Annotated in this window: 21 protein-coding genes and 1 pseudogene; 14 read left to right on the top strand and 8 right to left on the bottom strand. The window is 71.5% G+C overall.

What is annotated here, in order from left to right; all coding sequences use genetic code 11:
• Positions 1 to 37: 37 nt before the first annotated feature.
• Together OHA73_RS11550 and OHA73_RS11555 are read left to right on the top strand one after the other, a co-directional pair.
• Positions 38 to 1,024 carry an ATP-binding cassette domain-containing protein gene (locus tag OHA73_RS11550; protein ID WP_327654990.1) on the top strand — a complete coding sequence of 329 codons (987 nt, stop codon included), beginning with the start codon at positions 38 to 40 and terminating at the stop codon, positions 1,022 to 1,024.
• Positions 1,021 to 1,806, top strand: coding sequence for an ABC transporter permease (locus tag OHA73_RS11555; protein ID WP_327654991.1), 786 nt, complete (start codon positions 1,021 to 1,023; stop codon positions 1,804 to 1,806). Before OHA73_RS11550 ends, OHA73_RS11555 begins: the two co-directional genes overlap by 4 nt.
• Before the next feature lie 18 nt (positions 1,807 to 1,824).
• Here the strand turns inward: OHA73_RS11555 and OHA73_RS11560 are convergent, their stop codons facing one another.
• From OHA73_RS11560 to sigK, 4 genes are all read right to left on the bottom strand, one after another.
• Positions 1,825 to 3,564, bottom strand: coding sequence for an amidohydrolase (locus OHA73_RS11560; RefSeq protein ID WP_267070986.1), 1,740 nt, complete (start codon positions 3,562 to 3,564; stop codon positions 1,825 to 1,827).
• 273 nt (positions 3,565 to 3,837) lie between these two features.
• Complete coding sequence (locus tag OHA73_RS11565; protein WP_266721311.1) at positions 3,838 to 4,107, bottom strand: hypothetical protein; 270 nt, start codon at positions 4,105 to 4,107, stop codon at positions 3,838 to 3,840.
• 126 nt (positions 4,108 to 4,233) lie between these two features.
• On the bottom strand, positions 4,234 to 5,013 hold the full coding sequence (locus OHA73_RS11570; protein WP_267070985.1) for an anti-sigma factor: 780 nt from the start codon (positions 5,011 to 5,013) through the stop codon (positions 4,234 to 4,236).
• Complete coding sequence (gene sigK, locus OHA73_RS11575; RefSeq protein WP_327654992.1) at positions 5,010 to 5,552, bottom strand: ECF RNA polymerase sigma factor SigK; 543 nt, start codon at positions 5,550 to 5,552, stop codon at positions 5,010 to 5,012. The genes OHA73_RS11570 and sigK overlap by 4 nt, the downstream gene beginning before the upstream one ends.
• 309 nt (positions 5,553 to 5,861) lie before the next feature.
• Between sigK and OHA73_RS11580 the strand changes: the two genes are divergently transcribed.
• The 4 genes and pseudogenes from OHA73_RS11580 to OHA73_RS11595 all read left to right on the top strand — a co-directional run bounded on the left by OHA73_RS11580 (position 5,862) and on the right by OHA73_RS11595 (position 12,256).
• The gene (locus OHA73_RS11580) at positions 5,862 to 7,418 is read left to right on the top strand and encodes a DUF4331 domain-containing protein (protein ID WP_327654993.1); all 1,557 of its coding nucleotides are present in this window, start codon (positions 5,862 to 5,864) and stop codon (positions 7,416 to 7,418) included.
• A 170-nt stretch (positions 7,419 to 7,588) separates the two neighbouring features.
• Complete coding sequence (locus OHA73_RS11585) at positions 7,589 to 8,947, top strand: tetratricopeptide repeat protein (protein ID WP_327654994.1); 1,359 nt, start codon at positions 7,589 to 7,591, stop codon at positions 8,945 to 8,947.
• Positions 8,944 to 10,524, top strand: coding sequence for a nickel transporter (locus tag OHA73_RS11590; RefSeq protein ID WP_327654995.1), 1,581 nt, complete (start codon positions 8,944 to 8,946; stop codon positions 10,522 to 10,524). Before OHA73_RS11585 ends, OHA73_RS11590 begins: the two co-directional genes overlap by 4 nt.
• A 49-nt stretch (positions 10,525 to 10,573) precedes the next feature.
• Positions 10,574 to 12,256: pseudogene (locus tag OHA73_RS11595) on the top strand (serine/threonine-protein kinase).
• A gap of 35 nt (positions 12,257 to 12,291) precedes the next feature.
• Here the strand turns inward: OHA73_RS11595 and OHA73_RS11600 are convergent.
• Positions 12,292 to 13,101 carry an SGNH/GDSL hydrolase family protein gene (locus tag OHA73_RS11600; RefSeq protein ID WP_266721299.1) on the bottom strand — a complete coding sequence of 270 codons (810 nt, stop codon included), beginning with the start codon at positions 13,099 to 13,101 and terminating at the stop codon, positions 12,292 to 12,294.
• 224 nt (positions 13,102 to 13,325) lie between these two features.
• Here OHA73_RS11600 and OHA73_RS11605 point away from each other — a divergent pair, with 224 nt between their 5' ends.
• The 5 genes from OHA73_RS11605 (at position 13,326) to OHA73_RS11625 (ending at position 20,765) form a co-directional block, all read left to right on the top strand.
• Positions 13,326 to 13,736, top strand: coding sequence for a hypothetical protein (locus OHA73_RS11605; RefSeq protein ID WP_327654996.1), 411 nt, complete (start codon positions 13,326 to 13,328; stop codon positions 13,734 to 13,736).
• Positions 13,737 to 14,133: 397 nt separating this feature from the next.
• Positions 14,134 to 14,964 (top strand): glycosyltransferase family 2 protein, encoded by an 831-nt coding sequence (locus OHA73_RS11610; RefSeq protein ID WP_266721295.1) that lies wholly within the window; start codon positions 14,134 to 14,136, stop codon positions 14,962 to 14,964.
• Positions 14,965 to 14,984: 20 nt separating this feature from the next.
• The gene (locus tag OHA73_RS11615) at positions 14,985 to 15,989 is read left to right on the top strand and encodes a glycosyltransferase family 2 protein (protein ID WP_327658446.1); all 1,005 of its coding nucleotides are present in this window, start codon (positions 14,985 to 14,987) and stop codon (positions 15,987 to 15,989) included.
• A gap of 44 nt (positions 15,990 to 16,033) precedes the next feature.
• The gene (locus tag OHA73_RS11620) at positions 16,034 to 16,846 is read left to right on the top strand and encodes a polysaccharide deacetylase family protein (protein ID WP_327658447.1); all 813 of its coding nucleotides are present in this window, start codon (positions 16,034 to 16,036) and stop codon (positions 16,844 to 16,846) included.
• Positions 16,839 to 20,765 (top strand): lipopolysaccharide biosynthesis protein, encoded by a 3,927-nt coding sequence (locus OHA73_RS11625; RefSeq protein WP_327654997.1) that lies wholly within the window; start codon positions 16,839 to 16,841, stop codon positions 20,763 to 20,765. Before OHA73_RS11620 ends, OHA73_RS11625 begins: the two co-directional genes overlap by 8 nt.
• A gap of 84 nt (positions 20,766 to 20,849) precedes the next feature.
• Here OHA73_RS11625 and OHA73_RS11630 read toward each other — a convergent pair whose 3' ends face one another.
• The gene (locus OHA73_RS11630) at positions 20,850 to 22,271 is read right to left on the bottom strand and encodes a GH39 family glycosyl hydrolase (RefSeq protein ID WP_327654998.1); all 1,422 of its coding nucleotides are present in this window, start codon (positions 22,269 to 22,271) and stop codon (positions 20,850 to 20,852) included.
• A gap of 162 nt (positions 22,272 to 22,433) precedes the next feature.
• Here OHA73_RS11630 and OHA73_RS11635 point away from each other — a divergent pair, with 162 nt between their 5' ends.
• Entirely contained in the window at positions 22,434 to 23,528 is a 1,095-nt protein-coding gene (locus OHA73_RS11635) for a DUF5925 domain-containing protein (protein WP_266721289.1), read from the top strand.
• A gap of 76 nt (positions 23,529 to 23,604) precedes the next feature.
• Here the strand turns inward: OHA73_RS11635 and OHA73_RS11640 are convergent, their stop codons facing one another.
• Positions 23,605 to 23,970 carry a GntR family transcriptional regulator gene (locus OHA73_RS11640; protein ID WP_327654999.1) on the bottom strand — a complete coding sequence of 122 codons (366 nt, stop codon included), beginning with the start codon at positions 23,968 to 23,970 and terminating at the stop codon, positions 23,605 to 23,607.
• 71 nt (positions 23,971 to 24,041) lie between these two features.
• Between OHA73_RS11640 and OHA73_RS11645 the strand changes: the two genes are divergently transcribed.
• A complete protein-coding gene (locus tag OHA73_RS11645) occupies positions 24,042 to 24,989 on the top strand; it encodes a GNAT family N-acetyltransferase (RefSeq protein ID WP_327655000.1) in 948 nt (315 codons plus the stop codon).
• Positions 24,955 to 25,482: a DUF402 domain-containing protein gene (locus tag OHA73_RS11650; protein WP_327655001.1), complete on the top strand. Its 528-nt coding sequence runs from the start codon at positions 24,955 to 24,957 to the stop codon at positions 25,480 to 25,482. Before OHA73_RS11645 ends, OHA73_RS11650 begins: the two co-directional genes overlap by 35 nt.
• Here the strand turns inward: OHA73_RS11650 and OHA73_RS11655 are convergent.
• Positions 25,475 to 26,086 carry a class I SAM-dependent methyltransferase gene (locus OHA73_RS11655; RefSeq protein ID WP_327655002.1) on the bottom strand — a complete coding sequence of 204 codons (612 nt, stop codon included), beginning with the start codon at positions 26,084 to 26,086 and terminating at the stop codon, positions 25,475 to 25,477. The two genes, OHA73_RS11650 and OHA73_RS11655, sit on opposite strands and share 8 nt — an antisense overlap.
• Positions 26,087 to 26,186 lie beyond the last annotated feature (100 nt).

Below are 26,186 nucleotides of genomic sequence, written 5' to 3' on the forward strand. Positions count from 1 at the left end.
GTTACGTACACCGTACGTAGTGCGCTACGGTGGGGCCATGACTTCTACGTACGCTGTACTTAGTGAAGGTCTGGAGAAGCGCTTCGGGAAGGGACCGAAGGCCGTGCACGCCGTGCGCGGCCTGGATCTGGCGGTCCGCGAGGGCACGGTGTGCGGTCTGCTCGGGCCGAACGGGGCCGGCAAGACGACCGCGGTCCGACTGCTCACGACGCTGCTCCGCCCCGACGCGGGCACCGCGCGTGTCGCCGGGCACGACATCACCGCGGACCCGCAGTCCGTCCGCCGCCGCATCGGCGTCACCGGCCAGTACGCGTCGGTCGACGAGGACCTCACAGGCCGCGAGAACCTCCGCCTGTTCGCCCGCCTGCTGCGCGCGCCGGGCGGCCGGGCCCGCGCCGACGAGCTGATCGAGCGCTTCGATCTGACCGAAGCCGCCGACCGCACGGCCCGTACGTACTCCGGAGGCATGCGCCGCCGCCTCGACCTGGCCGCGAGCCTGATCACCCGCCCCGCCGTGCTCTTCCTCGACGAGCCGACCACCGGCCTCGACCCGCACAGCAGGAACGGCATCTGGGAGGCCGTGCGCGAGCTGTCCTACGAGGGCACGACCGTCGTCCTGACCACGCAGTACCTGGAGGAGGCCGACCAGCTCGCCGACGACATCGTGCTGATCGACGAGGGCCGCGCCGCCCACTCGGGCACGCCCGCCGAGCTCAAGGCGCAGATCGGCCACTACGCGGAGGTCGTCGTGGCCGAGGAGGCGGGCGAGCAGGCGCTGCACGCGGCGGCCGTCGTCCTCGACCAACTCACCGGTACCCGGCCCCGGTTGGACGCGGAGCGCCGCACCGTGGGCGCCGTCGTCCTCGACCCTGCCGTCACGCTCCCCCGCGTCGTACGCGAACTCGACGCGTCCGGCGTCCCGTTGCTCGACGCGACGCTGCGCCCGCCCACCCTCGACGAGGTGTTCCTGCGCCTCACCGTCACCGATCGCGCCCCCACAGGGACCCAGGAGGTCGCCGCATGAGCACCGCCATCCTCTACGACGGCACGGCCATGCTCGGCCGGCACCTCCAGCGCGTCCGGCACGCCCCGGCCATCCTGATCATGACGCAGACCATGCCGATCGTGTTCCTGCTGTTCTTCGGCTACGTCTTCGGCTCCGCGCTCGCCATGCCGGGCTCGGACTACCGGGCGTTCCTGGTGCCGGGCATGCTCGTGGCGACCGCGGCGAACGGGATCATGACCGGGATGTTCGGCGCCGCCCAGGACTCGCACCGGGGCGTGATGGACCGCTTCCGTACGCTGCCGATGAGCCGGGCCGCTGTGCCGCTCGGGCAGGCGGTCGCCGATGTGCTGACGACCGCGGTGGGCCTGGTGCCGCTCGTGCTCGTGGGGCTCGCGATGGGCTGGCGGATCGAGGGCGGGCTGCCTGCGGCGCTCGGCGCGTTCGGGCTGCTCCTGCTCTTCCGGTTCGGCGCGACGTGGGTCGGGATCCTGCTCGGGCTCGCCTCGCAGAGCGAGGAGGCGGCGGGGCAGTTGGGCGGCGCCACGTTCATGCTGCCGCTGCTGTCGAACGCGTACATCCCGACCGACGGGATGCCGGGGTGGGTGCGCACCCTCGCCGAGTGGAACCCGATCAGCGCGGTGGCCACGGCCGTGCGCGAGCTGTTCGGCAACGCGCCGGTGCCGCACGGCGCGGCCTGGCCCGTGGCGCATCCGGTGGCGGGCTCGCTGGCCTGGTGCGCGGTGCTGCTCGCGGTGTGCGTGCCGCTCGCCGTCCGCCGCTACACGCGCGGCGGACGGTGAACAGCCGTACGTTCAGGGCTACTTCTGCGGCTCGAGCGCCGGCCCCAGCGAGGAGAACTTCTCCTGGGACACGACCCGCTTCGGCGGCCACGTGATGTTGCTCGGCGGCCACTTCTGCCCGGTCTTCTTCTGGAACCACGCCGGCGGCTCGTACATGGGCGGCTCATAGCCGTCCGGGATCGCCGTCTTCCACTCGACGTCCTTCGTGCGGTCCTTGAACTCGTCCTTGATCGCCTTGAGCCGCTCCGGCTGGGTGATCAGGTCGACCGCCGTGGCCGCCAGATACTTCGCGGCGGCGAGCACGGCCGCCTGCCCGGGGGCCGCGGCGGCGCAGGCCGCGGTGGACCAGGTGTGCATCTTCGTGCCGATGGGGGCGAGCGCCGAACCCATCGACACGGTCGGCACGTTCCAGCTGATGTCCGCGACGTCGGTCGAGCCGCCGCCGAGGAACACCGGGTCCGGCGGCTTGAGTTCACCCACCTTGTCGTGCATCCCGGCTTCGGGAAGCCCGAGCGACTTCTGCAGATCCTTCGCCAACTGGTGCGCCTCCGCGCTGAATTTCGGCGGGCCGATCTGCCGCATGTTGTCGTGCAGCAGCTCCGCGAAGGACTTGGAGGGCAGCTGGTTCCAGCATGCGGAGGTGATGCGGTGCCGCACCGTGGTCTGCGAGGCCTTGGCGGCGGCCTCGGAGATCGCGATCACCTTGTCGAGCAGCACCTGGACGCGGGCGGTGCTGCCCTCACGCACGTAGTAGCTGATCTCGGCGATCTCCGGGGTGACGTTGGGGATGTCGCCGCCGTTGTTGATCACCCAGTGCAGCCGGGCGGAGGGCGCCATGTTCTCCTCGCGCAGGAACTCCGACATGGTCGCCATCATCACGGCGGCGTCGAGCGCGGACTTGTTCCCGAGCGGGGTGCCGCCGTGTCCCGCGACGCCGAGGAACGTGAAGGTCACGGCGGTCATGGCGTTGCTGGTGCCCCAGCCGGTGGCGTTGGCGGTGGAGGGGTGCCAGTCGAGGAAGGCGTCGAGGCCCTCGTACACGCCCTTGCTGACCGCGTACGTCTTGCCGATCAGGGTCTCCTCGGCGGTGGAGCCGAAGAACTTCACGGTGACCGGGAGCTTGTGCTGCTTGGCGGCCTGCGCGACCGCTGCCGCCGCGGCGGCGGCCGCCGTGCCGAGCGCGCTGTGCCCGCAGCCGTGTCCCGGGCCGTAGCTCGGGGCGAACGGGTCGTGGATGTACTCGCGCGGGTCGTGGTGTCCGACGCCCTTGTTCTGCGAGAGGCCGGGCAGCGCGTCGTACTCGCCGCTGAACCCGAGCACCGGGCCGCCGCTGCCGTAGGAGTAGGTCGCGGTGAACGCGGTCGGGAAGCCGGCGGTCCCGAACTTCACGTCGAATCCGGCCCGTTCGAGGAAGCCGGCCTCGGCGAGCGAGGAGTTCCACTCGCGCAACGACAGCTCGGCGTGCTCCCAGATCTCCTCGTTCAGGCCCGTGATGCGGGAGCTGTTGGCGCCGATCCAGCCGAGGGCGGCGGTCTTGGCCGGACTGTCCTCCGCGAGGCCTTCGGGCGCCTTGTATTCGAGCGGGGCCGCATCCGAGGCGTCCGCCGCGGCGGCCATCGCCGGGTCCGCCTGGGCGGTCATCGCCGCGGTGGTCACTCCGGCGGCGCCGAGCATCTGCATGATGCGGCGTCTGCTGATCTGCGGTCCGGGCGTGGACTCGGGCAGCTCGTGCTCGTGGTGGTCGTGCAGGTCACACACGCGTACCTCCCGGGGGTGAGGTGGGTGTAGCTGTAACTGCCATCGACGATCACGCGCCACAGTGGACCCTGGAGGTTGCCCCGTCAACATCTGTGCGTGACAAGGGCGTTACGCGATGTATGGAGACGCGGGCACGACAAAGGCCCGCATCGTCCTCCTTGCCGGAGTGTCCGCCGCGTGCCGTGGGGATGACGGTCGCTGTGATGCGCGGCGATACACCGGACGGCGCGGAGGCGCGATACGGGCCTTGTCTGTCGCTGGAGCGGCCGCTGTCTAGTGGCCGCCGAAAAGCGAGCGACGAAGCCGCCGCAGTGGCGCGAAGAGCGAGACCCTCCGCATCCGTGCGCGGCTGTCGCTGCGCTTGTGCGCTGTGTCACGCGTGGTCAGCTCGCGCATCAGCGACGTCGCCTCCACCGTCTCGCGCTGCGGGACGGCAGGACCGCCGAGCACCGAGAGATGGCGGTCAAGGCGCGAACTGGTCGCACTGTTCCCGCAGGTGATCGCAGGCACTCGCGGCCTGCTGCGCACTGTTATCTGTTCCATGTCACTCCCCACCCGTACGAGGGCACCCAGCCCGGGCAGGTTAACCCTATCGCCCCAGCGCGACACTCGTGTATCCCGGTCGCAGTATTCACCTCCCTCGTAAGGGGGTTGACGGTTCGAAAGCGATCACTCTCCGAATCCGACCGATTCCAGGGCGAGTTGGACAAGTGGGGCTCCTGAGGGGCGCACAGAACCGCCGTCCGGCTCCGTCGTGACAGCGAGTGAGGAGGTGTCCGGAGTCAAGCCGGTGGCCACCACCGGCGTGTCGGAGCCGTCCTCGGGCAGCACACCGAGGGAGCGCGGCGGCGCCGAGGGCTCCATCAGCCACAACTGGTGGGCCTTGCCGCGGGGCGGCGCTTCGAGACCTGTGACAGTGATCACCGCGCTGCCCCGCTCCGGCGACGCGACGACATTCAGCCCGTCCGCGCGGACCGCGCTGGCGTCCGGAGCCGCGAGCACCGCCGCCACCTCGCGCGCGGCGGCCCGCTGCTCGTCGAGTTGGTCCGAGGTGCGCTCCAGCTGTACGGCGAAGAGCGCGGCCACGGTGAGCGCGCCCGCCCCCGTGGCCACGCCGAGCGGAACGAGGAGCCCACGCGCGCGTGGCGCGGTGCGGGGCCGGTCCGCCGCGGGGGCATGGGCCGCGGGAACCTGGGCCGTGACCTGTACGGCGGTCAGCACCCGCTCGCGCAGCTCGGCGGGCGGGGCCACGGAGGCCGAGCAGGCGAGCCGCACCGAGCTCTCCGTCAGCGCGCGCACCTCGTCGGCACAGGAGTCGCAGCGCGTCAAGTGCCGCTCGAACCGCGCCCGTTCGCGGTGTTCCAGGGCGTCAAGGGCATAGGGCGCGGCGAGGGTGTGGGCACGCGGGCCCCAGAGGACCCTGTGGCTCTTCGGGATGCGGTCGTTCATGCGGCGTCCCCCAGGCAGGCGCGCAGCCGTGTGAGACCGTCGCGCATCCGCGTCTTGACGGTGCCGAGCGGAACGGAGAGGCGCTGCGCGACCTCCCGGTAGGTGTACCCCTCGTAGTAGGCGAGGGTCACGGAGCGGCGCTGGAGTTCGGTGAGCCCTTCGAGGCAGCGGCGCACCCACTCGCGGTCCAGGTTGGTCTCGACCTGCTCGGCGACCTCGTCGAAGGCGGTGCGGTGCCAGCGGCTCGCGGCGCGCTCCTCGCGCTCCCTGGACGCGCGGGCGCTGCGCACCCGGTCGACCGCTCTGCGGTGGGCGTGGGTGAGCACCCAGGCCATCGCGGTGCCCCGGCGCGGGTCGAAACGGGCGGCGTCGCGCCACAGTTCGAGGAACACCTCCTGGGCGACCTCCTCGGACTGGGCGGGGTCCCGAAGCACCCGGAGCACGAGCCCGTACACCGCGCCCGACACCAGCTCGTACAGCTCCTCGTACGCCCGCACGTCCCCCTGCCCGACCAATGGCAGCAACTTGTCCGCCCGCATCGGTTCCCCTCCCGCCCGGCGGCGCGGCCCGGTGCCGCGCCGCCCCCACTACGTGGTTCGCGGCCGGGCCCGGTCCGGATCGGGGGCGCCGCGAAGTTTCGTGAAGGAAGTACGGGCGGACGGGCGCGGAACGCGGGCCCGCCGCGCGGCAATCCGCTACGCATCGATCCGCGGACGACCAATCCGCCGGGCGCGGTGCGCCGAATGGCTTGGCGTCAACCGCACTTCGTGCACGGACCGCGTGAGGACGGACCCATGACCTCTCAGTCAGCGAAGCCATCGAAAGCATCGGCTTCGGAAAGCCCAGACATGGCACGCGGCGCACCCCGCGCACGCATGCGGCGCCGGGGGCTGGCGCTCCTGGTCTGCGGCGGCCTCGCCGCGGGCGGTGTCGCGGCCGCCGGCGCGACGGGCCTCGGCCCGCAGCGGGCCGAGGCCTCCAGCCACCGCGAGGCCCCCCTGATCTCGGGCCAGCCCCAGTACGACAACACCGACGTGTACGCGTTCGTGAGCCCCGACAAGCCGGACACCACGACCCTGGTGGCCAACTGGACCCCCTTCGAGGAGCCCGCGGGCGGCCCGAACTTCTACCCGTTCCCCGAAGACGCCCATTACGACGTGCACATCGACAGCGACGGCGACGCGCAGGGCGATCTGCTGTACCGGTGGACGTTCAAGACCCACACCAAGAACGGGAACACGTTCCTCTACAACACCGGCCCGGTGAAGAGCCTCGACGACCCGAACCTCAACGTCACGCAGACCTACGACATCGATCTGCTGCGCCTGAAGGACCAGAAGATCGTGTCCAAGTCGAAGATCGCCGACGATGCCCCGGTGGCGCCGTCGAACGTCGGCAAGGCGTCGATGCCCGACTACAAGACGCTGCGCGACCAGGCGGTCAAGAAGGTCGGCGGCGGCGTCACCTCGTACGTGGGCCAGGCCGACGACCCGTTCTTCCTCGACCTGCGCGTCTTCGACCTGCTGTACGGCGGGAACCTCTCGGAGGTCGGCCGGGACACGCTCAAGGGCTACAACGTGAACACGGTCGCCCTCCAGGTGCCCACCGCGTTCCTGACGGAGTCGAAGGACCAGCCGACCATCGGCGTGTGGTCGACGACCTCGCGCAAGGATGCGAAGGGCGACTGGACGCAGGTGTCCAGGCTCGGCAGCCCGCTGGTCAACGAAGTGGTGAACCCGCAGAAGGTCAAGGACCGCTTCAACGCGTCCTCGCCGTGGAACGACAGCCAGTTCCTGCCGTTCGTGACCGAGCCCGAACTGCCCAAGCTGATCGAGTCGATCTACAAGATCAAGGCTCCGAAGACACCGCGCAACGATCTGGTGGACGTCTTCCTGAAGGGCGTGAAGGGCCTCAACCAGCCGCCGGGCGTGCGCCCCTCGGAGATGTTGCGCCTCAACACGTCGATACCGCCGACGAGTTCACCGAAGCGTCTCGGTGTCCTCGAGGGCGACAAGGCGGGCTTCCCGAACGGGCGTCGGCTCTCCGACGACGTCGTGGACGCCGAGCTCCAGGTCGTCGAGGGCGAGCTCCTCGGCAAGAAGAACGACCTGGGCGACGCCGTCGACGCCAACGACAAGAAGTTCGAGTCGACCTTCCCGTACGTGGCGCTGCCCACGGAGGGCTCGCGCGGGCCGCTCGCCAAGAACAAGACGCAGAGCGACACCGAGGTCCGCGACCAGCTCACCGGCAGCTCGGTGTCCTCGGACTCCGGCGACGACGACACGCTCGTGACGGCCTCCCTCGCGGCGGCCGGCGCCGGCTTCCTGCTGATCGGCACCGCGCTCGTGTGGTGGCGCAGCCGGAGCAGGCGGCGCGCGGGCTTCGGTCCGCCGTTCTCCGGCTGAGCGCTTCTGGTCGTCCCAGGCAACCCACCGACCGGCGCGGCCCGCGTGCCTGATCCTCCCCACCGCGGGCCGCGCCTTCCACTCGTCTCTTTGTCTCTTCACCGCTTCGTCTCTTCACCTCGTCACCTCGTCACCTCTTCGTCTCTCGGAAATTGTCCCTAGGAGCGCGCATGCAGGCCTTGTCCGGCAAGGGGATCGGGGCGTCGGGGCTCGGGCGGCTGCTCGCCCTGGGCGCCGCGCTCGCCCTCGCCCTCACCGCGGGCGCCCTGGTCGCCGACGACGGCTCCCCGCCGAAGGCCGTGACCACGGGCAGCGCCCCGAACCCGGCACCGGCCCGGCTCGCCTCCGGCGACCTCGACCGGGGCGTGTCCCAGCTGCAGAAGCACCTGAAGGCCCAGCCCAGGGACCACGCGTCGTGGGCGTCGCTCGGCACGGCGTACGTCGAGCAGGCGCGGGTGAGCGCCGACCCGTCCCGCTACCCGCAGGCCGAGCGCGCCCTGGCCCGCTCCCTGAAGCTGCGCCCCGGCAACGACCCGGCGCTCGCCGGGCAGGCCGCGCTCGCCGCGGCCCGGCACGACTTCGACGGGGCGCTGCGCCTCGCGCGGGGGGCCCTGAAGGTCAACCCCTACGGCGAGGCGGCACTGGCACTCCGCGTCGACGCGCTCGTCGAACTCGGTGACTACAAGGGCGCATTGAAGGCGGCGGACGTCGCGGACTCGCGCCGCCCCGGCATCCCGAGCTTCACCCGCTTCGCATACGTACATGAGCTGCGCGGCGACGTCACGACGGCGCGCAAGGTCCTGGACCGGGCGCTCGCCGGCGCCACGTCGCCCGGCGACGTCTCGTACGTGGCCACCGCGCTCGGCCAACTCGACTGGCGCCAGGGCGAGTACAAGAACTCCCTGCGCCACTACGCGACGGCGCTGCGCGCGGACCCGGCCGCGGTCGCCGCCCTGGAGGGGCGCGGCAGGGCGCGGGCCGCGAGCGGGAACACGGCGGGCGCGATCCGTGACCTGAAGACCGTCGTCGCGCGCGCCCCGCTGCCGACCGCGCTGGTGGAGCTCGGCGAGCTCTACGAGGCGCGCGGCGACGACAGGGCGGCGAAGCGCCAGTACGCCCTCGTCGGCACCTGGCTGCGACTCGCGCGCGCGGGCGGCGTCGACGTCGACCTGGACACGGCGCTCGCCTCCACGGAGCACGGCGACCGGGCCGCGGGCCTCAAGGCGGCGCGCGCCGAGTGGCAGCGCCGGCACACCGTGCACACGGCGGACGCGCTCGCCTGGGCGCTGCACGCGGCCGGGCGCGACAAGGAGGCGCTGCCGTACGCGCGGCGGGCCACGGCCACCGGATTCGGCGAGGCCGCGTTCCTCTACCACCGGGGCGTGATCGAACTGGCCGCGGGCGACCGGGCCGAGGGCCGCGAGCTGCTGCGCGAGGCGCTGGACCGCAACCCCGCCTTCTCGCCGCTGGGCGCGAAGGCGGCGCGGGCGGCACTGGCCGGGGCCACGGGGAAGGAGGCGGGACGATGAGGCGCTGGAAGCGGTACGTCGCGCTGCCCACGGCTCTCGGCGCCGCCACGGTCGGGCTCCTCCTGGCCGGCGCCCCGGGGGCGGCCGCGCACCCGCTCGGCAACTTCACCGTCAACCACTACGACGGGCTGCTCGTCGGCCGCGACGCCCTGCGCGTCGACCACGTGGAGGACCTGGCGGAGATCCCGACGCAGCAGGTGCGGCCCGAACTCGACGAGCGGGGGCGGGCGGTGTGGGCGAAGGAACGCTGCGCGAGTGCCGCGCGGAGTGCCAAGGCCGACGTCGACGGGCGTCGGGCCGCCCTTGAGGTGCGTACGGCCGACGCACGCCTGCGCCCCGGCCAGGCGGGACTCAAGACGCTGCGCGTGGAGTGCGCGTTCACCGCGCCGCTGCGCGAGAAGCAGGGCGAGACACACGGCGAGAAGGTGCGCGTCGAGCTGCGCACCGGCGTCGCCAAGGGCCCGGGCTGGCGGGAGATCACGGCGCGCGGCGACCGGATGACACTGAAGGCCTCGAACGTGCCCGCCACGTCGATCTCGGACCGGCTGACGCGCTACCCGAAGGACCTGCTGTCCTCGCCGCCCGACCGGGTCGCGGCCTCGGTCACGGCCGTGCCCGGCGGCCCGGCGGCCCCTGCGACGGACGGCGCGGCCGACGCCGACGGCGGGCGTCCGATCGGCTCCGAGGTGCTCCCCCGCGGCGCCGACCGCTGGACCGAGGCCCTCACAGGACTGGTGTCGCGGCACGAACTCGGCCCCGGTTTCGGGGCGTTGGCGCTCGGCATCGCGATGGTCCTCGGCGCACTGCACGCGCTCGCGCCAGGACACGGGAAGACCCTGATGGCGGCGGCCGCCGCGGCCCGCAGCCGGGCGAGGCTCCGGGACGTGCTGCCGCTCGCCGCGTCGGTGACGGTCACGCACACGCTCGGCGTGATCGCCCTGGGCGTCCTCGTCACGGCCGGCTCCGCTGCCGCACCCTCGGTGATCGCCTGGCTGGGCCTGGCGAGCGGTGTGCTGGTCACGGCCGCGGGGGTGGGCCTGCTCCGCAGGGCGTGGCGCTACCGCGCGGCGGCACGGGCGCACACACACGACCATGACCATGAGCATGACCACGGGCACGAGCACACGCATGACCACGGGCACGGGCACGATCACGGCCACGCGCATCCGCATCCCCACCCGCACCCGCACCCGCACCCGCACCCGCACCCGATGCCTCAACCCACCCTCCGTGGAACCCTGTTCCTCGGATTCGCCGGAGGCCTCGTCCCCAGCCCCTCGGCCGTCGTCGTGCTCGTCGGCGCCTCCGCGCTCGGCAAGGCGTGGTTCGGCCTGTTGCTCGTGTTCGGCTACGGTGCCGGACTCGCGCTCACCCTCACCGCGGTCGGCTTCACGGTGGTGCGCATCGGCGGCCGGATCGCGCAGTCCCTCGCGGATCTGCCGCGGCCGGGACGCGGCCCGCTCGCCGCGTTCGTACGCCGCGGTCTGAGCCGCGCGGTGCCGTTCGGTTCGGCCTTCGTCGTGGTGGCCCTCGGCTGCGGATTGGTGTTCAGGGGGGCCGCAACAGCGCTCGGTTGAGCTACTTTTGTTCAGACTTGTCGTGTCGCGCTTGCTTGTCTTCCCACGAATGGGGGCGCCCGTGGTTGAGCGTGTGGTCGCCGGAAGGTACCGGCTGCTCGACCCCCTCGGCGAGGGCGGCATGGGCACCGTGTGGCGGGCCCGCGACGAGGTGCTCGGGCGCGAGGTCGCCGTGAAGGAGGTGCGCGCGCCCGCCGGGCTCCCGGACGCCGAGGTGCAGCGGATGTACGCGCGCCTGGAGCGGGAGGCGTGGGCCTCGGCGCGGATCACGCACCGCAACGTCGTGACGGTCTACGACGTGGCCACCGAGGAACAACGCCCGTGGATCGTCATGGAGTTGGTCCGCGGCGTCTCGCTCGCCGAGCAGTTGGACGCGGAGGGCCCGATGCCCCCGGCCTACGCCGCGCACATCGGCGCCGAGGTGCTCGCCGCGCTGCGCGCCGCCCACGAGGCGGGCGTGCTGCACCGCGACGTGAAGCCCGGCAACGTACTCCTGTCGAACGAGGGCAGGGTGGTGCTCACCGACTTCGGCATCGCCATGGTCGAGGGGACGCAGGCCCTCACCATGACGGGCGAGGTCATCGGATCGCCCGAATTCCTGGCCCCGGAAAGGGCGTTGGGGCGCACCCCGGGGCCCGAGTCGGACCTGTGGTCGCTCGGTGTGCTGCTGTACGCGTCCGTGGAGGGGCACTCGCCGTTCCGCCAGGACACCCCGCTCAGCACGCTGCGGGCCATCGTGGACGAGGAGTTGCCGCCGCCGCACCGCGCGGGGCCGCTGGCGCCCGTGATCGAGGGGCTGCTGCGCAAGGATCCGTCCCAGCGGACCCCGGCGTCCGAGGCCGAGCAGAACCTGCGCATCGTCGGTTCGGGCGGCACCCTGCGCGCCGGCCCGGTGCAGGCCTCCCCGCTCGCCTCGCAGCCGACGATGACGTCGCAGCAGGCGCACACGCCCGTCCCTCCCCCGACTCCGCTCCCGATGGGCGCCCCGCAGACGGCCACCACGGCCCCGGTCCGCGCCGAGCCCGACTCCCGCTACCCGCGCCGCGCATCGAGGGCCATGATCGCGGGCATCGTGGTCCTCCTCCTCGCCATCGGAGGACTCACGTACGCCATGCTCAACCGCGACGCGGACCCCAACGGGAACACGAGCAACGGCGGTGGCACGTCCGGGGGCGGAAACAGCGGGAACAACGGGGGCACCACGGGCGACAACAACGGCGGCAGCGGGGGCGACACCGGCGGCGGCACCACCGGCGACAACAACGGCGGCAGCAGCGGCGGTTCCACCAACGGAGGGAACGGCGGCGACGGCGGTTCCGGCAGCGGCGGCCACACGACCACCCCGGCCCAGTCCGTCAAGGTCAACGTCCGCGCGGTGCGCGGCAGTTACTAGGGCCCGTGCCCGCCGCCGGCCGCCGCGGCCCCGGCCTTCGCCGCGACGATCACGGTGGGCCGCGCACCCGCCTCCGTGCAGTACCGCTGGGTGGTGCGGGGCGGCGAGGCCTCGGACCCCGGCTGGAAGACGCTGATCGTCCCCAAGGGCGCCGCGAACAAGGCCCGTACGGTCACCACCACGCAGACTCACTACGAAGAGGGCGGGACGCTGCGCGGGCAGATCGGTGTCGAGGTGCGCAGCCCGGTGGCGGTGACGTCCAACTACGTCTCGTACGCGATCACGTGCAAGGTGGTGACCCCGACGACCGGGGCCACCACCGGTTCACCCACGTACTGAGGTCCGCGCACCGAGGTCCGCGGACCGGGATCCGGCTACGCGGCGGAGGCGAACACGGGCAGGTAGCCGCCCGACTGCCCGGCGGCCGTGGGGTGGTACGACTCGCCGATGTTCGCCCAGTTGACACTGTGCAGCCACGCGGCGCCGGAGCAGATCTCGTGCCCGGTAAACGTGCTGGTCACATCGCCGAAGGCGAAGCCCCTGGTCGCGGCGTTCTCCTTGATGGTGGAGTTGAGGAGGTCCGCGGCGCCGTTGATGGCCGAGCGCTCGTTCTCGGAGAGGCCCGCCACACAGGTGCCGCTGAGCTTGTAGAAGCGGGGGTAGCCGAGCACCACCACGTGGGCGGCGGGCGCCTTGGTGCTGATCGCCGAGTAGACGTCGGAGAGCTTGCTCGGCAGGGTCGAAGTGACGTACGCACGAGCCTCGTTGACGCGCTTCACGCAGGTGGACTCGGAGTACAGGACACAGGTCGTCATGACGTCGGCGAAGCCCGCGTCATTGCCGCCGATCGAGATGGACACGAGCCCGGTCCCCGCGCCGAGCGGGCCGAGCTGGTTGGCGATGACATCACCCGTACGAGCACCCGAGCACGCGGTGAAATTAAAGCTTGAGGGTGAGTGGGCCGCTGCCCACAAGGCCGGGTACGCCTTCGTGGAGCGCTTGCAGGCGCCGCTGTCGGCGTCGTAGCTGCCGGCGCCGACACCGGAGGAGTAGGAGTCGCCGAGGGCCACATAGCCCGTGGCGGCTGCGGAGTCGGCGGCTTGCGCGGCTGTGGCCCCGGTCAGGGCTGCCACCGCGGCAAGGACGAAAGAGGAGACGTGGGCCGCAATCCGGAAAGATCTCATGGAACCTCCCTTTAGCAGGATCAGCAGGGTCTCTGCCGCCCGCTCGCGTTGCAGGTTCATGCCAGGGATATGACATACCCTCAGCTCATCGACGCTACGCCCGTAGAGCGCCGACCAACTGGACCGCAGGGATCCGGAGTTGCCCCTGTGGCCTCCTTGACGCAGGCCCGGGACTGCGCCACATTGAAGCCCGGCATCCGGCGCGTCGGGGGGCAAAGTCGCCAATGCAGACCATCGGCATCAAGCCGTCTTCATCGGACGGCCTTCAGCTGCTCGCGGGGGCGGGCGTCGTCGCGGGAGGCGCGGGTCTCGTTCTCGCGCTCTCGCACGCCGGATCCCCGCTGCGCGGACCACTCGCGCTCTTCTTCCTGCTCGCCGCGCCCGGCGTCGCGTTCGCGGCCGCCCTGCGCGGGCTCGATCCGTGGGCCCGGGCGCTCACCTCGGTGGCCGGCGCGATCGCGGTCGTCATGCTGGTCGCCCAGGGCATGCTCGCCGTGCACCGCTGGTCGGTGGACGGCGGAGTGCTCGCCGTGGCGGTACTCAGCGCTTCCGCTTTTCTTTTGCAATGGATCATCCGACAGCTGCGTGGGGGCGCGGCCCAGGAGATTCGCAAACGGATCGGGAAAATCCACTAAGAGGGGACGGAAGTTAAGGAAATGGCCAAAACAATAAAAACGTGAGGCCTCGTTCCAGGTCTTGCCATACAGTCTCAATCATCAATACCGTCGTACATCCACCCGCATCGGACCAGCACGAAATGCGATCTAGGGGAGGGACCGAGGTCGCGAAGGTCCGGGGCGGGGCGCGGCAGGGGGGTGCCGCGTTCCGGTGAGCCCGCTCGCTCCGGCGTCCGGGGGAGCCGGGTCGCGTGCCGCGCGACCGGTCCGACAAACCGGTGTGCAATGCCAGCTCACCCGGCCTGTACGGAGAGGTCTTCCGGCACGGCCGTGAGTGAGAACCCCCCTTTCGAACCGGACACGAAGCCGGACCGCCCGGGGGCGGGCGGTCCACCGGACGAGAGGGACCAGACTCATGAGCAGTTCCGTTGTGCCTCCAGTGATACCCGAGGGGACATCGCCGGAAGGCAGAATTCCCGCCCGTTACCGGGCCATCTCCACGCACCTGGCGATCGCGCCGCGGGTCAGCGTGGTCATTCCGGCCATGAACGAGGCGGAAAATCTTCCGTACGTCTTCAAGACTCTTCCCGACTGGATCCACGAAGTCGTTCTGGTGGACGGAAATTCCACCGACAACACCGTGGAAGTGGCCAGGGAATTGTGGCCGGAAGTCGTGGTCGTACCGCAGCGCGGAAAGGGCAAGGGGGATGCCCTGATCACCGGCTTCACGGCCTGCAGCGGCGACATCATCGTCATGGTCGACGCGGACGGCTCCGCCGACGGCCAGGAGATCGTCTCCTACGTCTCCGCGCTCGTCTCCGGCGCCGACTTCGCCAAGGGCTCGCGGTTCGCCAACGGCGGCGGCACGGACGACATGACGCCCATCCGCAAGCTCGGCAACTGGGCGCTGTGCTCGGCGGTCAACGCCAAGTTCGGCGCCCGCTACACCGACCTCTGCTACGGGTACAACGCGTTCTGGCGGCACTGCCTGGACGACATCGACCTCGACTGCACCGGGTTCGAGGTGGAGACCCTGATGAACATCCGGGTCGTCAAGGCCGGCCTGAAGGTCCAGGAGATACCGAGCCACGAGTACCTGCGCATCCACGGCGCCAGCAACCTGCGCGCCGTCCGGGACGGCCTGCGCGTACTCAAGGTCATCATGAAGGAGCGCTCGAACCGTCGCGCCCTGCGCAGCAGGCAGACCGCATCGAAGCTCACCCTCGTGCGGGGGGACGGGTCTTGACGGAGCGACACGGCACGCGGATGACGGCGTCCGTCGTCATCTGCGTGTACACCGAAGACCGTTGGAGCGACATCCTCGCCGCCGTCGACTCCGTGCGCGCACAGTCGTACGCCGCCCTGGAGACGCTCCTCGTCGTCGACCACAACCCGGCCCTCCTCGACCGTCTCACCAAGGAGTTCGACGGCGAGCAGGGCGTCGAGGTGCTGGCGAACGCGGGGCCGCGGGGTCTTTCCGCCGGGCGCAACACCGGGATCGCCGCCGCGCGCGGCGACATCGTCGCGTTCCTCGACGACGACGCCGTCGCCGAGCGGGACTGGCTGCACTGGTTCGCCGCCGGATACGCCGACCCGCGCGTCCTCGCGGTCGGCGGGCACACCGAGCCGATCTGGGCCTCGGGGCGCAGGCCCCGCTGGTTCCCTGAGGAGTTCGACTGGGTGGTGGGCTGCTCGTACAAGGGCCTGCCGCGCGGCAAGGTCGAGGTGCGCAACGTGCTCGGTGGCAACGCCTCGTTCCGGCGCGGCGCCTTCGACATCGCGGGCGGCTTCGCGACCGGCATCGGCCGGGACGGCGACAAGCGGCCGCTGGGCTGCGAGGAGACGGAGCTGTGCATCCGGATCACGCGGGCGAGACCGGACGCGGTGCTCCTGATCGACGACCGGGCCGTCATCCACCACCGGGTGCCGGCCGGCCGTGAACGCTTCGCCTACTTCCGTACGCGCGCCTACGCCGAGGGCCTCTCCAAAGCTCTTGTCGCCCGAAGTGTCGGCGCGGGCAAGGGACTTGAGACCGAGCGCGCCTACTCGACGCGGGTGCTGCCGGTCGGAGCGGCGCGCGGCGTACGGGACTTCGCGCTGGGTCGGGCCGGGGGCGCGGGCCGCGCCGGGGCGATCGTGGCCGGGGTGCTGGCGGCGGCCGGGGGCTATGCGCTCGGCAGCTGGCGGGCGCGCGGCGCGGGCGCGACATTCACCGTGGCGGAGATCGACGCGCCCACGAAGGAAGTCGGGAGAACGGAGGCGGTGGCGTGAGCGCCCAGCAGCGGTGGTCCTACGGCGGGTCCGTGCCGATCCTCATGTACCACGCCGTCTCCCCCGACCCGAACCCCGAGACCCGTCAACTGTCGGTGTCTCCGGCCCAGTTCGCCGAGCAGATGGAACTGCTCGCCGATCACGGCTGCACGCCGCTGACCACCGCCGAGCTCGCCGGGATCTGGCGCGGCGGCGGCCGGGCGCTCCCGGACCGGCCCGTCCTGATCACCTTCGACGACGGCTACGAGGGCGTGCACACGCACGCCCTGCCCAGCCTCGCCAAGCACGGCTTCGCATCCACCCTGTTCGTCTCTACGGGGTGGCTGCGCGGCGCGTACGACACCGGGGGCGGGCTCGACGCGATGCTCGACTGGCCCCAGGTGCGGGCGCTCGCCGGGCAGGGCATGGAGATCGGCGGGCACAGCCACACGCATCCGCAGCTCGACCAACTCGACGACACGGACCTGGAGTTCGAGCTGCTGCGCTGCCGGGAGATCGTCGCCGGCGAGCTGGGCCCGGCGCCGGTCTCCTTCGCGTATCCGTACGGGCATTCCGACCGGCGGGTGCGGCAGGCGGTGCGCGCGGCCGGGTTCGCCCAGTCGCTCGCCGTCGGCAACGCGCTGGCCCGGCGGCCCCAGGGCCCCTACGCCCTGCGGCGGGTCACCGTGCGCCGCTCGACCGACGTCACCGAGTTCGAGCGGATCGTCGACGGCCGCGCCATCGGCCGCACCTTCGCCAGGGACCGTGCCCTCACCAAGGGGTACGCCGTGGTCCGCAGAGCCCGGCAGGCCCGCCGCAAGGCGACCGCCCTGCTGCCCGGCCCGCTCCGCCAGAAGGGCCCACGTACCCGTGTCTGACACGACGACCACCCGCGCCAAGGCCGACCCGGCCACCACGACCGACGCCGGATCCCCGGCCCTCGCAGGACGCCGGCTCAGGCTGCCCGGCATAGGGCGCGGCAAGAAGGGCACAGAAGACGGCATGGGCGGGTCGGGGGGCGGGAGCCAGCTGTTCCGGAACGCCTATGCGCTGATGCTGAACACCGGCATCTCCGGCGTGCTCGGCGTCGGCTTCTGGCTGGCCGCCGCGCACTACTACACGGCGGACGCGGTCGGTCAGGGCTCGGCCGCGATCGCGGCGATGAAGTTCCTCGCGGGCCTCACCGCCGTGACGCTGACCGGGGCCCTCGCCCGCTTCATCCCGGTCGCGGGGCGCGCCACCGGGCGGTTCATCTTCCGTACATACGCGGGGAGTTCGGTCGCCGTCGCGTTCGCCGCGCTGATCTTCCTGCTCACGCTCGACGTGTGGGGACCCTCGTACAGCTTCCTGCACGGGACGCTGAACGGGCTCGGGTTCATCGCCGCCGTCATCGCCTGGTCGCTGCTCACGCTGCAGGACGGGGTGCTCACCGGGCTGCGCAGCGCGCTGTGGGTGCCGGTGGGCAACACGGTGTTCTCGCTGGTGAAGTTGGGGCTGCTCGTCGCGTTCGCGGCGTCGTTCGCGGCGACCGGGGTGTTCGTGTCGTGGGTCGTCGCGATCGCGTTCTCGGTGGTTCCGCTGGGCCTGCTCGTGTTCCGGCGGCTCGTGCCGCGGCACATCGCGGCCACGGACAGCAAGGCGGAACCGCCGTCGCTGCGCGAGATGGGCCGGTTCCTCGCGGGCGACTACACGGGTTCGCTGTTCTCGCTCGCCGTCGTCTACCTGGTGCCGGTGCTCATCGCCTCGCAGGTCAGCTCGGCGGACAACGCGTACTTCTACATCGCGACCACCATCGGCGGCACGGTCAACCTGCTGGCCATCAACATGGGTGCCTCGCTGACCGTGGAGGGTTCGCACGATCCGGCGCAGCTCGCCGCCAACACCCGGGCCGCGCTGCGCCGCATGGCCCGCATCATGCTCCCGATCTGCGCCCTGCTCTTCATCCTCGCGCCGTTCGTGCTGCACGTCTTCGGCGCCGCCTACGCGGACGCGGCGACCCCGCTGCTGCGCTGGTTCGCGGTCGGGGCGGCGCTGCGGGTGGTCATGGAGACGTACTTCGCGGTGCTGCGCGCGCAGAGCCGCACCTCCGGACTCGCCTGGCTCCAGGGCCTGTTGTGCCTGCTCGTGCTCGGTCTCACGCTGCTGCTCCTGCCCCGGATGGGGCTCACCGGCGCGGGTGTCGCCGAGATCTCCTCGCTCGCCGTGATCGTGGCGATCGCCGCGCCGAAGCTGTGGCGCGTGGTGCGCGCCGCGCCCGCCACGGCGCCGCCCGAGGACGCGCCGCGCGACGGCGACCTGGCCGACCTCGGCACGCCGAAGTTGGAGCCGGCCACGAAGGACGGACCCAAGTGGGCGCTGCGGGACGCGATGGACTCGGACACGCTGCAGCTCGCGGTGCAGCTGAACCTGGACCACCAGGAGCGCCGGCCCGACATCCGCCCGGGACCCGTGACACCGCCGGCCGGCACCCGCAGGCCCACGTGGGTGACCACGCCGCCCTCCTCGCCCGCCGCCGCCTCCGCATCCGTCCCTGCCTCCGCTGCCGCCTCCGCCTCCCAGGCGTCGAGCGACATCCGCGGGGAGGACGACTCGACCGTCCTTCCCGACCCGTATCCGGAGGCCGTCGACCTGGCCTTCGACACCGAAACCGGATTCGAGCCCGAATCCGACCTCGAATCCGACTTCGAGTCCGAACTCGGCTCCGGACCCAGCGTCGAGCCGGACTCGGAGCAGGATCCGGACGCCCCGGTACGCCCCGCCCGGCCGGCGGAGCGGCCCCGGCTCACCCCCACCGTCGTCGTCCTCGCGCTGCTGCTCGTGGCGGCCATCGGGCTCTACTGGGGGCCCGTCCTCGGGATGGGCGAGGCCGATCTGGACCGGATGGGCGGGCTCGGACTGATCTCCGTCCTGCCCCCCGTGACGCTGCTCGGCGCGGCCCTGCTCATCGGCGTCTTCGCCTCGCTCCTGTGGCTCGAACGCCCGCACAAGCGCCTGCTGTTGCTCACGCTGCTCGCCACGGTCGTGTCCCTGCACGCGCTGCCCGCCGTCATCGAGGCGGAGCCGCGGTTCGCGACGGCCTGGCAGCACCTGGGCTTCATGGACTACATCGACCGCACCGGCTCCGCGGTCCCCGACCTGGACGCCCGCTGGAGCTGGCCCGGCTTCTTCGCCGCGGCCGCGTTCCTCGCGAAGGCCTGCGGCGTCAACGATCTGACCGAGGTCATTCGCTGGTGGCCGACGGCCATCCAACTCCTCTACCTGGCACCGATGTTCCTGCTGCTGCGCTCCCTGCGGGCGAGCTGGCGTGCCAAGTGGACCGGTGTCTGGATCTTCGTCCTGAGCGGCTGGGTGGGCCAGGACTACTTCTCGCCGCAGGGCTTCACGTATCTCCTCTATCTGGTCTTCGTGGCGATCCTGCTGGTCTACTTCCGGGCGCCCCGGATGCTGTGGTCGAAGCGGCGCCCCGGGGAGACCGAGGTCGCGCCGACCGACAGACGGCAGCGCGCGGTGCTGCTCGTCGTCCTGATCGCCCTGTTCGCGGCGACGGTCCCGGCGCACCAGCTGACCCCGTTCGTGATGCTGGGCGTCCTCGCGGTCCTGGTCGTGGTCGGCAGGTCCGAACTGCGCGGCCTGCCGCTGCTGTTCGGCGTCATCGTCGTCGTCTGGCTGGGCTTCCTCGCCGAGCCGTACTGGTCGGGGCACTTCAACGACCTGTTTGGCGGCATCGGAGGCGTCGGCGGCAATGTGACGTCCTCGGTCTCCGGCCGTATCCAGGACGGCAGTTCGTCCCACAAGCTCGTCCTCTACACGCGCGTGCTGCTCGCCGGCTCCGTCCTGGCGTTCGCCTGCTGGGGCTGGTGGCGGCGCCGCGACTGGAAGTACCGCGAGCGCTCGCTGCTCGTGCTGGCCTTCGTGCCGTTCCTGGGCTTCGGCATGCAGTCCTACGGCGGCGAGATGGCGCTCAGGGTCTTCATGTTCGCCCTGCCCGGCGTCGCGCTCCTCGCAGGCCTCGCGCTGTTCCCGCGCACCGGCATCACGGCGAAGGAACGCGACAAGGACCGCATCAGCCTCGCCCCGCTGGCCGCGCTCATGGCTGGCCTGGTACTCATGGGCGGCTTCCTGGTGGCCCGTTGGGGCAACGAGCCGTTCGAGCGGATCCGCCCGGGCGAGGTCGCGGCGATGGACTACGTCTACGCCCACGACGACCCGACCGTGCGGCTGCTGTGGATGAGCAACGACACCGTCGAGAACGTGACGCCGTCGCTGCCGTGGGGCGCCCGCGACATGGAGAAGGTCCAGTACGTGCCGACGCTCGCGCCCGTCGACCCGGTGCTCGTCGGCTCCCTCGTCAAGGCGCTCAAGGACGCGGGCCCCAACTCGTACCTCATGCTCAACAAGAGTCAGGTCGTCTATCTCCAGATGGACGTCGGCTACTCCAAGGCCTGGCCCACGCGCCTCGTCGAGAACCTGGACCGGCGCGAGGAGCTGAAGAAGGTCTACGTCAACGCGGACGTGACCATGTACCAGCTCCGCAAGGAACCGCCGGGCCCGGTCGCGAAGGCCGAGCCGGGGCCGATCGGGCCGCAGATCACCTGGACGCCGTGGTCGCTGGTGGGCGCGCTCGCGGCGGCCGCCCTGATCGTGCTGCTCACGGCGCGCGAGGTGGTCCGGGTCGCGCTGCGGCCGAGCGTGCGTCAACTCCAGTGGTTGCAGAGCACGTTCTGGTTCTCGCTGCCGCTGCTCGCGGTGGTGCTCGCGTCGCTGATCCAGCGGTTCATCACCATGGGCCTGAACTGAGGACGGGTCTGAACTGAGGACGGGCCTGAGCTGAGGACGGGTCTGAACTGACGACGCGCAGGGGGTGAAGTGGCTGCGGCGGCACTACCGCCGCAGCCACTTCACCTCGTAGCCCCGCATCTCGAACCGCTTGCCGTCGATCTTCGCGTTGATCGGCCGCTTCAGTGTGTTCACGACGAGCACGGTCTTGTCGTCGGCGAGCACCCGCACGTTCGGCACGTCGTCCTTGGCCACCGACACCTTCTCGAACTTCGTGCCGGGCCCGAACTCCTCGTTGAACCGCGACACCAGGCCGTACATCGGCAGCGCGCCGCCGCCGGAGGCACGGTCGGTCGGCCGCCACAGACAGCCGGCGCAGCCCGTGCCCTTCTCGTCCTCGGGGTTCCAGTAGAACCCGGACGTCGCCCCGCCCATCACCATCGCGATCATCCCGGAGGCCTGCACGGCGACGCGGTGCGGCTCGCTCCAGCCCTGCCGCTCGTCCCTGCTGTCGGCGGGCTCCACGTAGTACTCGGCCCACCACAGCGGCAGCCCGTCGGTCTCCCGCTCGATCCACTCGCCGACGTCGGTGAACTTGTCGGTGGCGGCGAACTCGTCCGGCAGCATCTCGTCGTCGTTCGTATAACTGGACCCGTCGACGACGACGAAGTCGGCGCCCGCCTTGTTCTTGTTCCAGTAGTCGAAGGCGTCGACGATCCGCTGGTCCATCCGCCCCCAGGCGCCCTTGACCTCGTCGGAGGTGCCGTCGGTCTGCTGGGGATGGTGACTGTCCATGACGAGATAGGGACCGCCGACCATGATGTCTCTGTCAACCTTCTTCAGGGCCTTGTAGACGAGGTTGTAGAGCTTCGTGTACCCCTCGTAGTCCCAGCGGCCCTTGCCGTCGTTCCAGAAGCCCTTGAACTCGTTCCAGACGATGAAGTGCCGTACGTACGGGTACCGCTTGGCGACCGTCGCCGCGAGGTTCGCGTAGTCCTTGTAGTGCTCGGGGGACGGCGCGGTCTCCAGGCTGGCCTGGCTCCAGTCCGTGTTGCCGACGCCGGCCTTGCCGCCCTTCATCCAGTCGGGCGCGCAGCAGAGCGTGACCACGGGTGTACCGCCGGACTTGCGGATGAAGTCGATCCGCCGGTCCATCTCCTCGAACTGGTAACGCCCCTTCACCGGCTCCGGGTTGCTCGCGCCCCAGCCCATGATGTGCTGGTTCTGCGGCATCGGCCGCTCCCCCAGCAGCTTCTCCGCTCGCTCGGTCGCTGCGGACGAGCCCTCGTCGGCGGAGAACTGCGTGTGCGTGAACCCCCAACCGACCTGCGGACCCAGCTCCTTCGGCGGCGCACCGGGCGTGCCGTGCACCCTGTCACCGTCCGTGGTGGTGCCCGCGGTGCTCTGTTTGCCGTCCGGAAGCGTGTTGATCACGGTCAGCACCAGCGCCAGTACGGCCATGCCCACGCCGAGCAGGGCGATGAGTCGCCATCGCCGCGCCCCCGATTCCCACCCATGACGTCCCATCAAGGACAAGGGTAACGAGGGGAGTTGGCGGAAGGACCAGCTCCGCTGCCACGGACTCGTAACGAGGTTCGACGGCCGGGGTGCGCGTGGCGGCCGGTACGAGGCCGGGGCACGCTGCGGAAATTGCCTGCGGGAGACCCGTTCGTGCCGGATCATGGCGGCATGTCTGCGAACCCTTTCGACGCGCTGCCGGTCCGGCTGGGCGTCGACGACAGCGACTCACCCTCCGACGTCGTCGACGCGCTGTTCCTCGGCCGCTTCGCCACGGGCGAGCAGCCCTACTCGCACGCGATGAACATCGACCGGGTGCGCACCGCCGCGACACTGCTGCCGCCGAACGCCCGGGTGCTGCGTTCCGCGCGCGACGAGGACCGCAGCGCGACGCTCGCCGAGGGCGACGGGTGGACGCTGCTCATCTCCCGGTGGAGCAGGGGCGCGGACGTCACCGTGACGGCGACGACGGCGGAGCTGGCGGAGAAGGTCCTGGGGCAGGCCACGGACGGTGCGGCCGACGAGCCGGAGCCGCAGCCGGAGAACGTGGCGATGGGCTTCTGGTACGTGTCCCCGCGCCGCGGCCCGCACCGCACGACGCGCCAGATCTCGGCCGGCACCTGGGAGGAGGTGCGCCCCAACTACACGGCGCCGGTCGCCGAGGCGATGGACGAGCTGATGAAGACGCGCCCCGAGGACATCGCGGGCCGCCTGCTCCTCCTGCACGGCCCGCCGGGCACGGGCAAGACGTCCGCCCTGCGCACCCTGGCCCGCTCGTGGCGTGACTGGTGTCAGGTCGACTGCGTCCTCGACCCCGAACGGCTCTTCTCGGACGTCGGCTATCTGATGGACATCGCGATCGGCGAGGACGACGGCTCGGCGAACGGGCGTTGGCGCCTGCTCCTCCTGGAGGACTGCGACGAACTGATCCGCGGCGAGGCCAAGCACACGGCGGGCCAGGCGTTGTCGCGGTTGCTGAACCTGACGGACGGCCTGCTCGGCCAGGGCCGCAACGTCCTGGTCGGCGTCACCACCAACGAAGACCTGGAACGCCTCCACCCCGCGGTGGTCCGCCCCGGCCGCTGCCTGGCCCGCATCGAGGTCTCCCCCTTGACCCGCCACGAGGCGACGGACTGGCTCGGCACGGACGAGGGCGTGGGCCGCGAGGGCGCGACACTGGCGGAGCTGTACGCGCTGCGCCGCGGAGTGTCTCCGACGTCGGTCCCGGACCAGCGGGGCGGGACGGAAGCCGGGCTTTACCTGTAGGCCCAGCCCCCCTACGCCACGGGGCTCCGCCCCGGCCCCCGCGCCTCAATCGCCGGCGGGGCTGGATTTGCCCCGCCTACGCGTACGCCGCGCGCACCGCGTCCCGGGCCGCGGAGAGGGCGGCGTCCTCCGACAGGCCAAGCCGCCGGACCCGCTCCGCGTACGCCTGCGCCGCCGCCGACGCCTCCCGCTCCGCCGCATCCCCAGCGGACGCGATAAGCGTGCCGTTGCGCCCCCGCGTCTCGATCACCCCGTCCGTCTCGAGGGCCCGGTACGCCTTGGCCACCGTGTTCGCGGCGAGGCCGAGCTCCTCGGCGAGCCCGCGGACCGTGGGCAGCCGGTACCCGACGGGCAGCACCCCCGACCGGGCGAGCTCGGAGATCTGGGCCCGCACCTGCTCGTAGGGCGCGGCACTGTCGTCAATGCGGATCTTCAAGGTCACGCGGTCGATTCTCCCGCAGCACCGAAAAATAGGAGGCACCCGGTGGCGCGCGGCGCGTAGCGTGCGCCCCCATGACCGTGATCGTGCGCGCGCTGCACCTCGACCGTCCGGCCGACACCGAGGCCTTCGCCCGGATCCGCCGCGCCTGCCTCCCCGCCATGCTCGCGACCCCGGCCTCCGTCGCGTACGCCGCCGCAAACGCCCACCCCGACGCCCACTACCGCCAACTGCTCGCGCAGACCGGCGACGGCGAGATGATCGGCACGGCGCAGGTGGGCGTCGCGTACGACAGCCCGGAACCCGGCCAGGGCTACGCGAACGTATACGTTCACCCGGAGCACACGGGCCGCGGCGCCGGCACCCTCCTCCTGCGCACGGCGGAGGAGCATCTCGCCCAGCACGGCGCCACGGAGGTGCACTGCTGGGCCCTGGACGCCCCGCGCAATCTCGCCTGGGCCGCCGCCCGCGGCTACCGCGCAAGCCGCAGCGCCCATTTCCTCCGCCTCGACCTCACGGCCGACACCCTCCCACCCCGCCAACTCCCTCCGCCGAACGTGGAGTTGCGCACCGCCTCCGACTACGCGGCGGACCCGCGCCCCCTCTTCCACCTGGACGCGGAGGCCACCAGCGACGAACCGGGCGACATCCAGGCCGAACTCACCGATTACGACCAGTGGTTGCGCGACACCTGGCACCAGCCCCTCCTCAACCACGACCTGACGACGGTCGCAGTCGTGGACGGCACCCCGGCAGCCTTCACCGCGGCCCTCACCGACGGCGAAGGGCGCTACCTCTCGGGCATGACCGGCACGGCCCGCGCCTTCCGCGGCCGCGGCCTCGCCAAGCTCGCCAAGAACGACTCCCTGCACCGGGCCCGCGCGGCCGGCATCACCGTGGCGTACACGGGAAACGACGCCGGCAACGAACCGATGCTCGCGATCAACAAATGGTTCGGCTACACACTCGACACGACGGAGATCCGCCATGTCCGCACCCTCGCCCTCAGCCTCCCTCACTGACAACGCCCTCCAAGTACACCTGATCAAAGCGGGCCGCACAAAGATCAGTTACCCGGTGGACCTCCTCCACGACGACGGCACCCGCATCACGGTCCGCGGCCCCTGGGCGGGCGACGGCGTACGCGACTTCGGCTTCGTCCAGTTCGCCCCCGGCGACGTCTTCACCGAGTACTACTGGCGCGACCGCTGGTACGCGGTGAAGGAGGTCCGCGCGGCGGACGGCTCCCTCAAGGGCTGGTACTGCGACATCACGCGCCCCGCCGTGCGTACCGACGACGGCGACATCCGCTCCGAGGACCTCGACCTCGACCTGTGGGTGTCGGCGGACGGCAGCCAGGTGATCCGCCTGGACGAGGACGAGTTCGCCGACAGCGGCCTCACCGACCGGGACCCGGCCGCCGCACAGGCGGCGACGCGGGCCCTGGACGACCTCGAACGCCTCGCCAAGCAGGGCGGGTTCACCGCCCTGCTCGCCCGCCAACCGCTCACATAACAGCAACCACCGCGTACCGCTCGTCCGCGACCTCCCGCCCCCACAGCCGCGCGTCCCCCGACAGCGGCTCCCGCCGGACGTCCGCGACGAGCGGCGCGAGCACGTCCGCCAGCCGCGCCGCAGGTATCCCGGCCGGACTCACCTCACCCCACACCCCCTCCACCAGCACGAGCCGCCCACCGGGCCGCAGCAGCGAAACCCACCGCCGTAGCACGGCCGCGACATCGGGCAGCATCCACAACACATGCCGTGCGAGCACCACGTCGTACGCCCCCGCCGCCACCGGCGGCTCCGCCGCGTCCCCGAGCAGAAACTCCGCGTCGCGCCCCACGAGCTTGCGCCGGGCGAGTTCCAGCATTCCCGGCGCACTGTCCACTCCGGTCACCCGATGCCCCCGCTCGGCCGCGAGGAGTGACATACTCCCCGTCCCGCAGCCGATGTCGACCACGTCACCGGCCTCCTCCGGCAGCCACCCGGCAAGCCTCTCGGCCCAGGCGGCACGCACCTCGGGATCCCGCAGCCCATGGTCGGGTTCGTCGTCGAACTCCCCCGCCATCGCGTCCCAGTCGATCGCGCCTTCGGACGTTCCCCCATATGTCGTCATGGCCCCACCGTGACATCCGCCACTGACAATTGCGCTTCGAAGGGCCACGCTCCGGGAAAAGGTCTACAACGACGCAACGTTGGAACGCGTGTAGGCAGGT

The sequence above is a fragment of the Streptomyces sp. NBC_00483 genome, assembly GCF_036013745.1.
Taxonomy (GTDB): Bacteria; Actinomycetota; Actinomycetes; order Streptomycetales; family Streptomycetaceae; genus Streptomyces.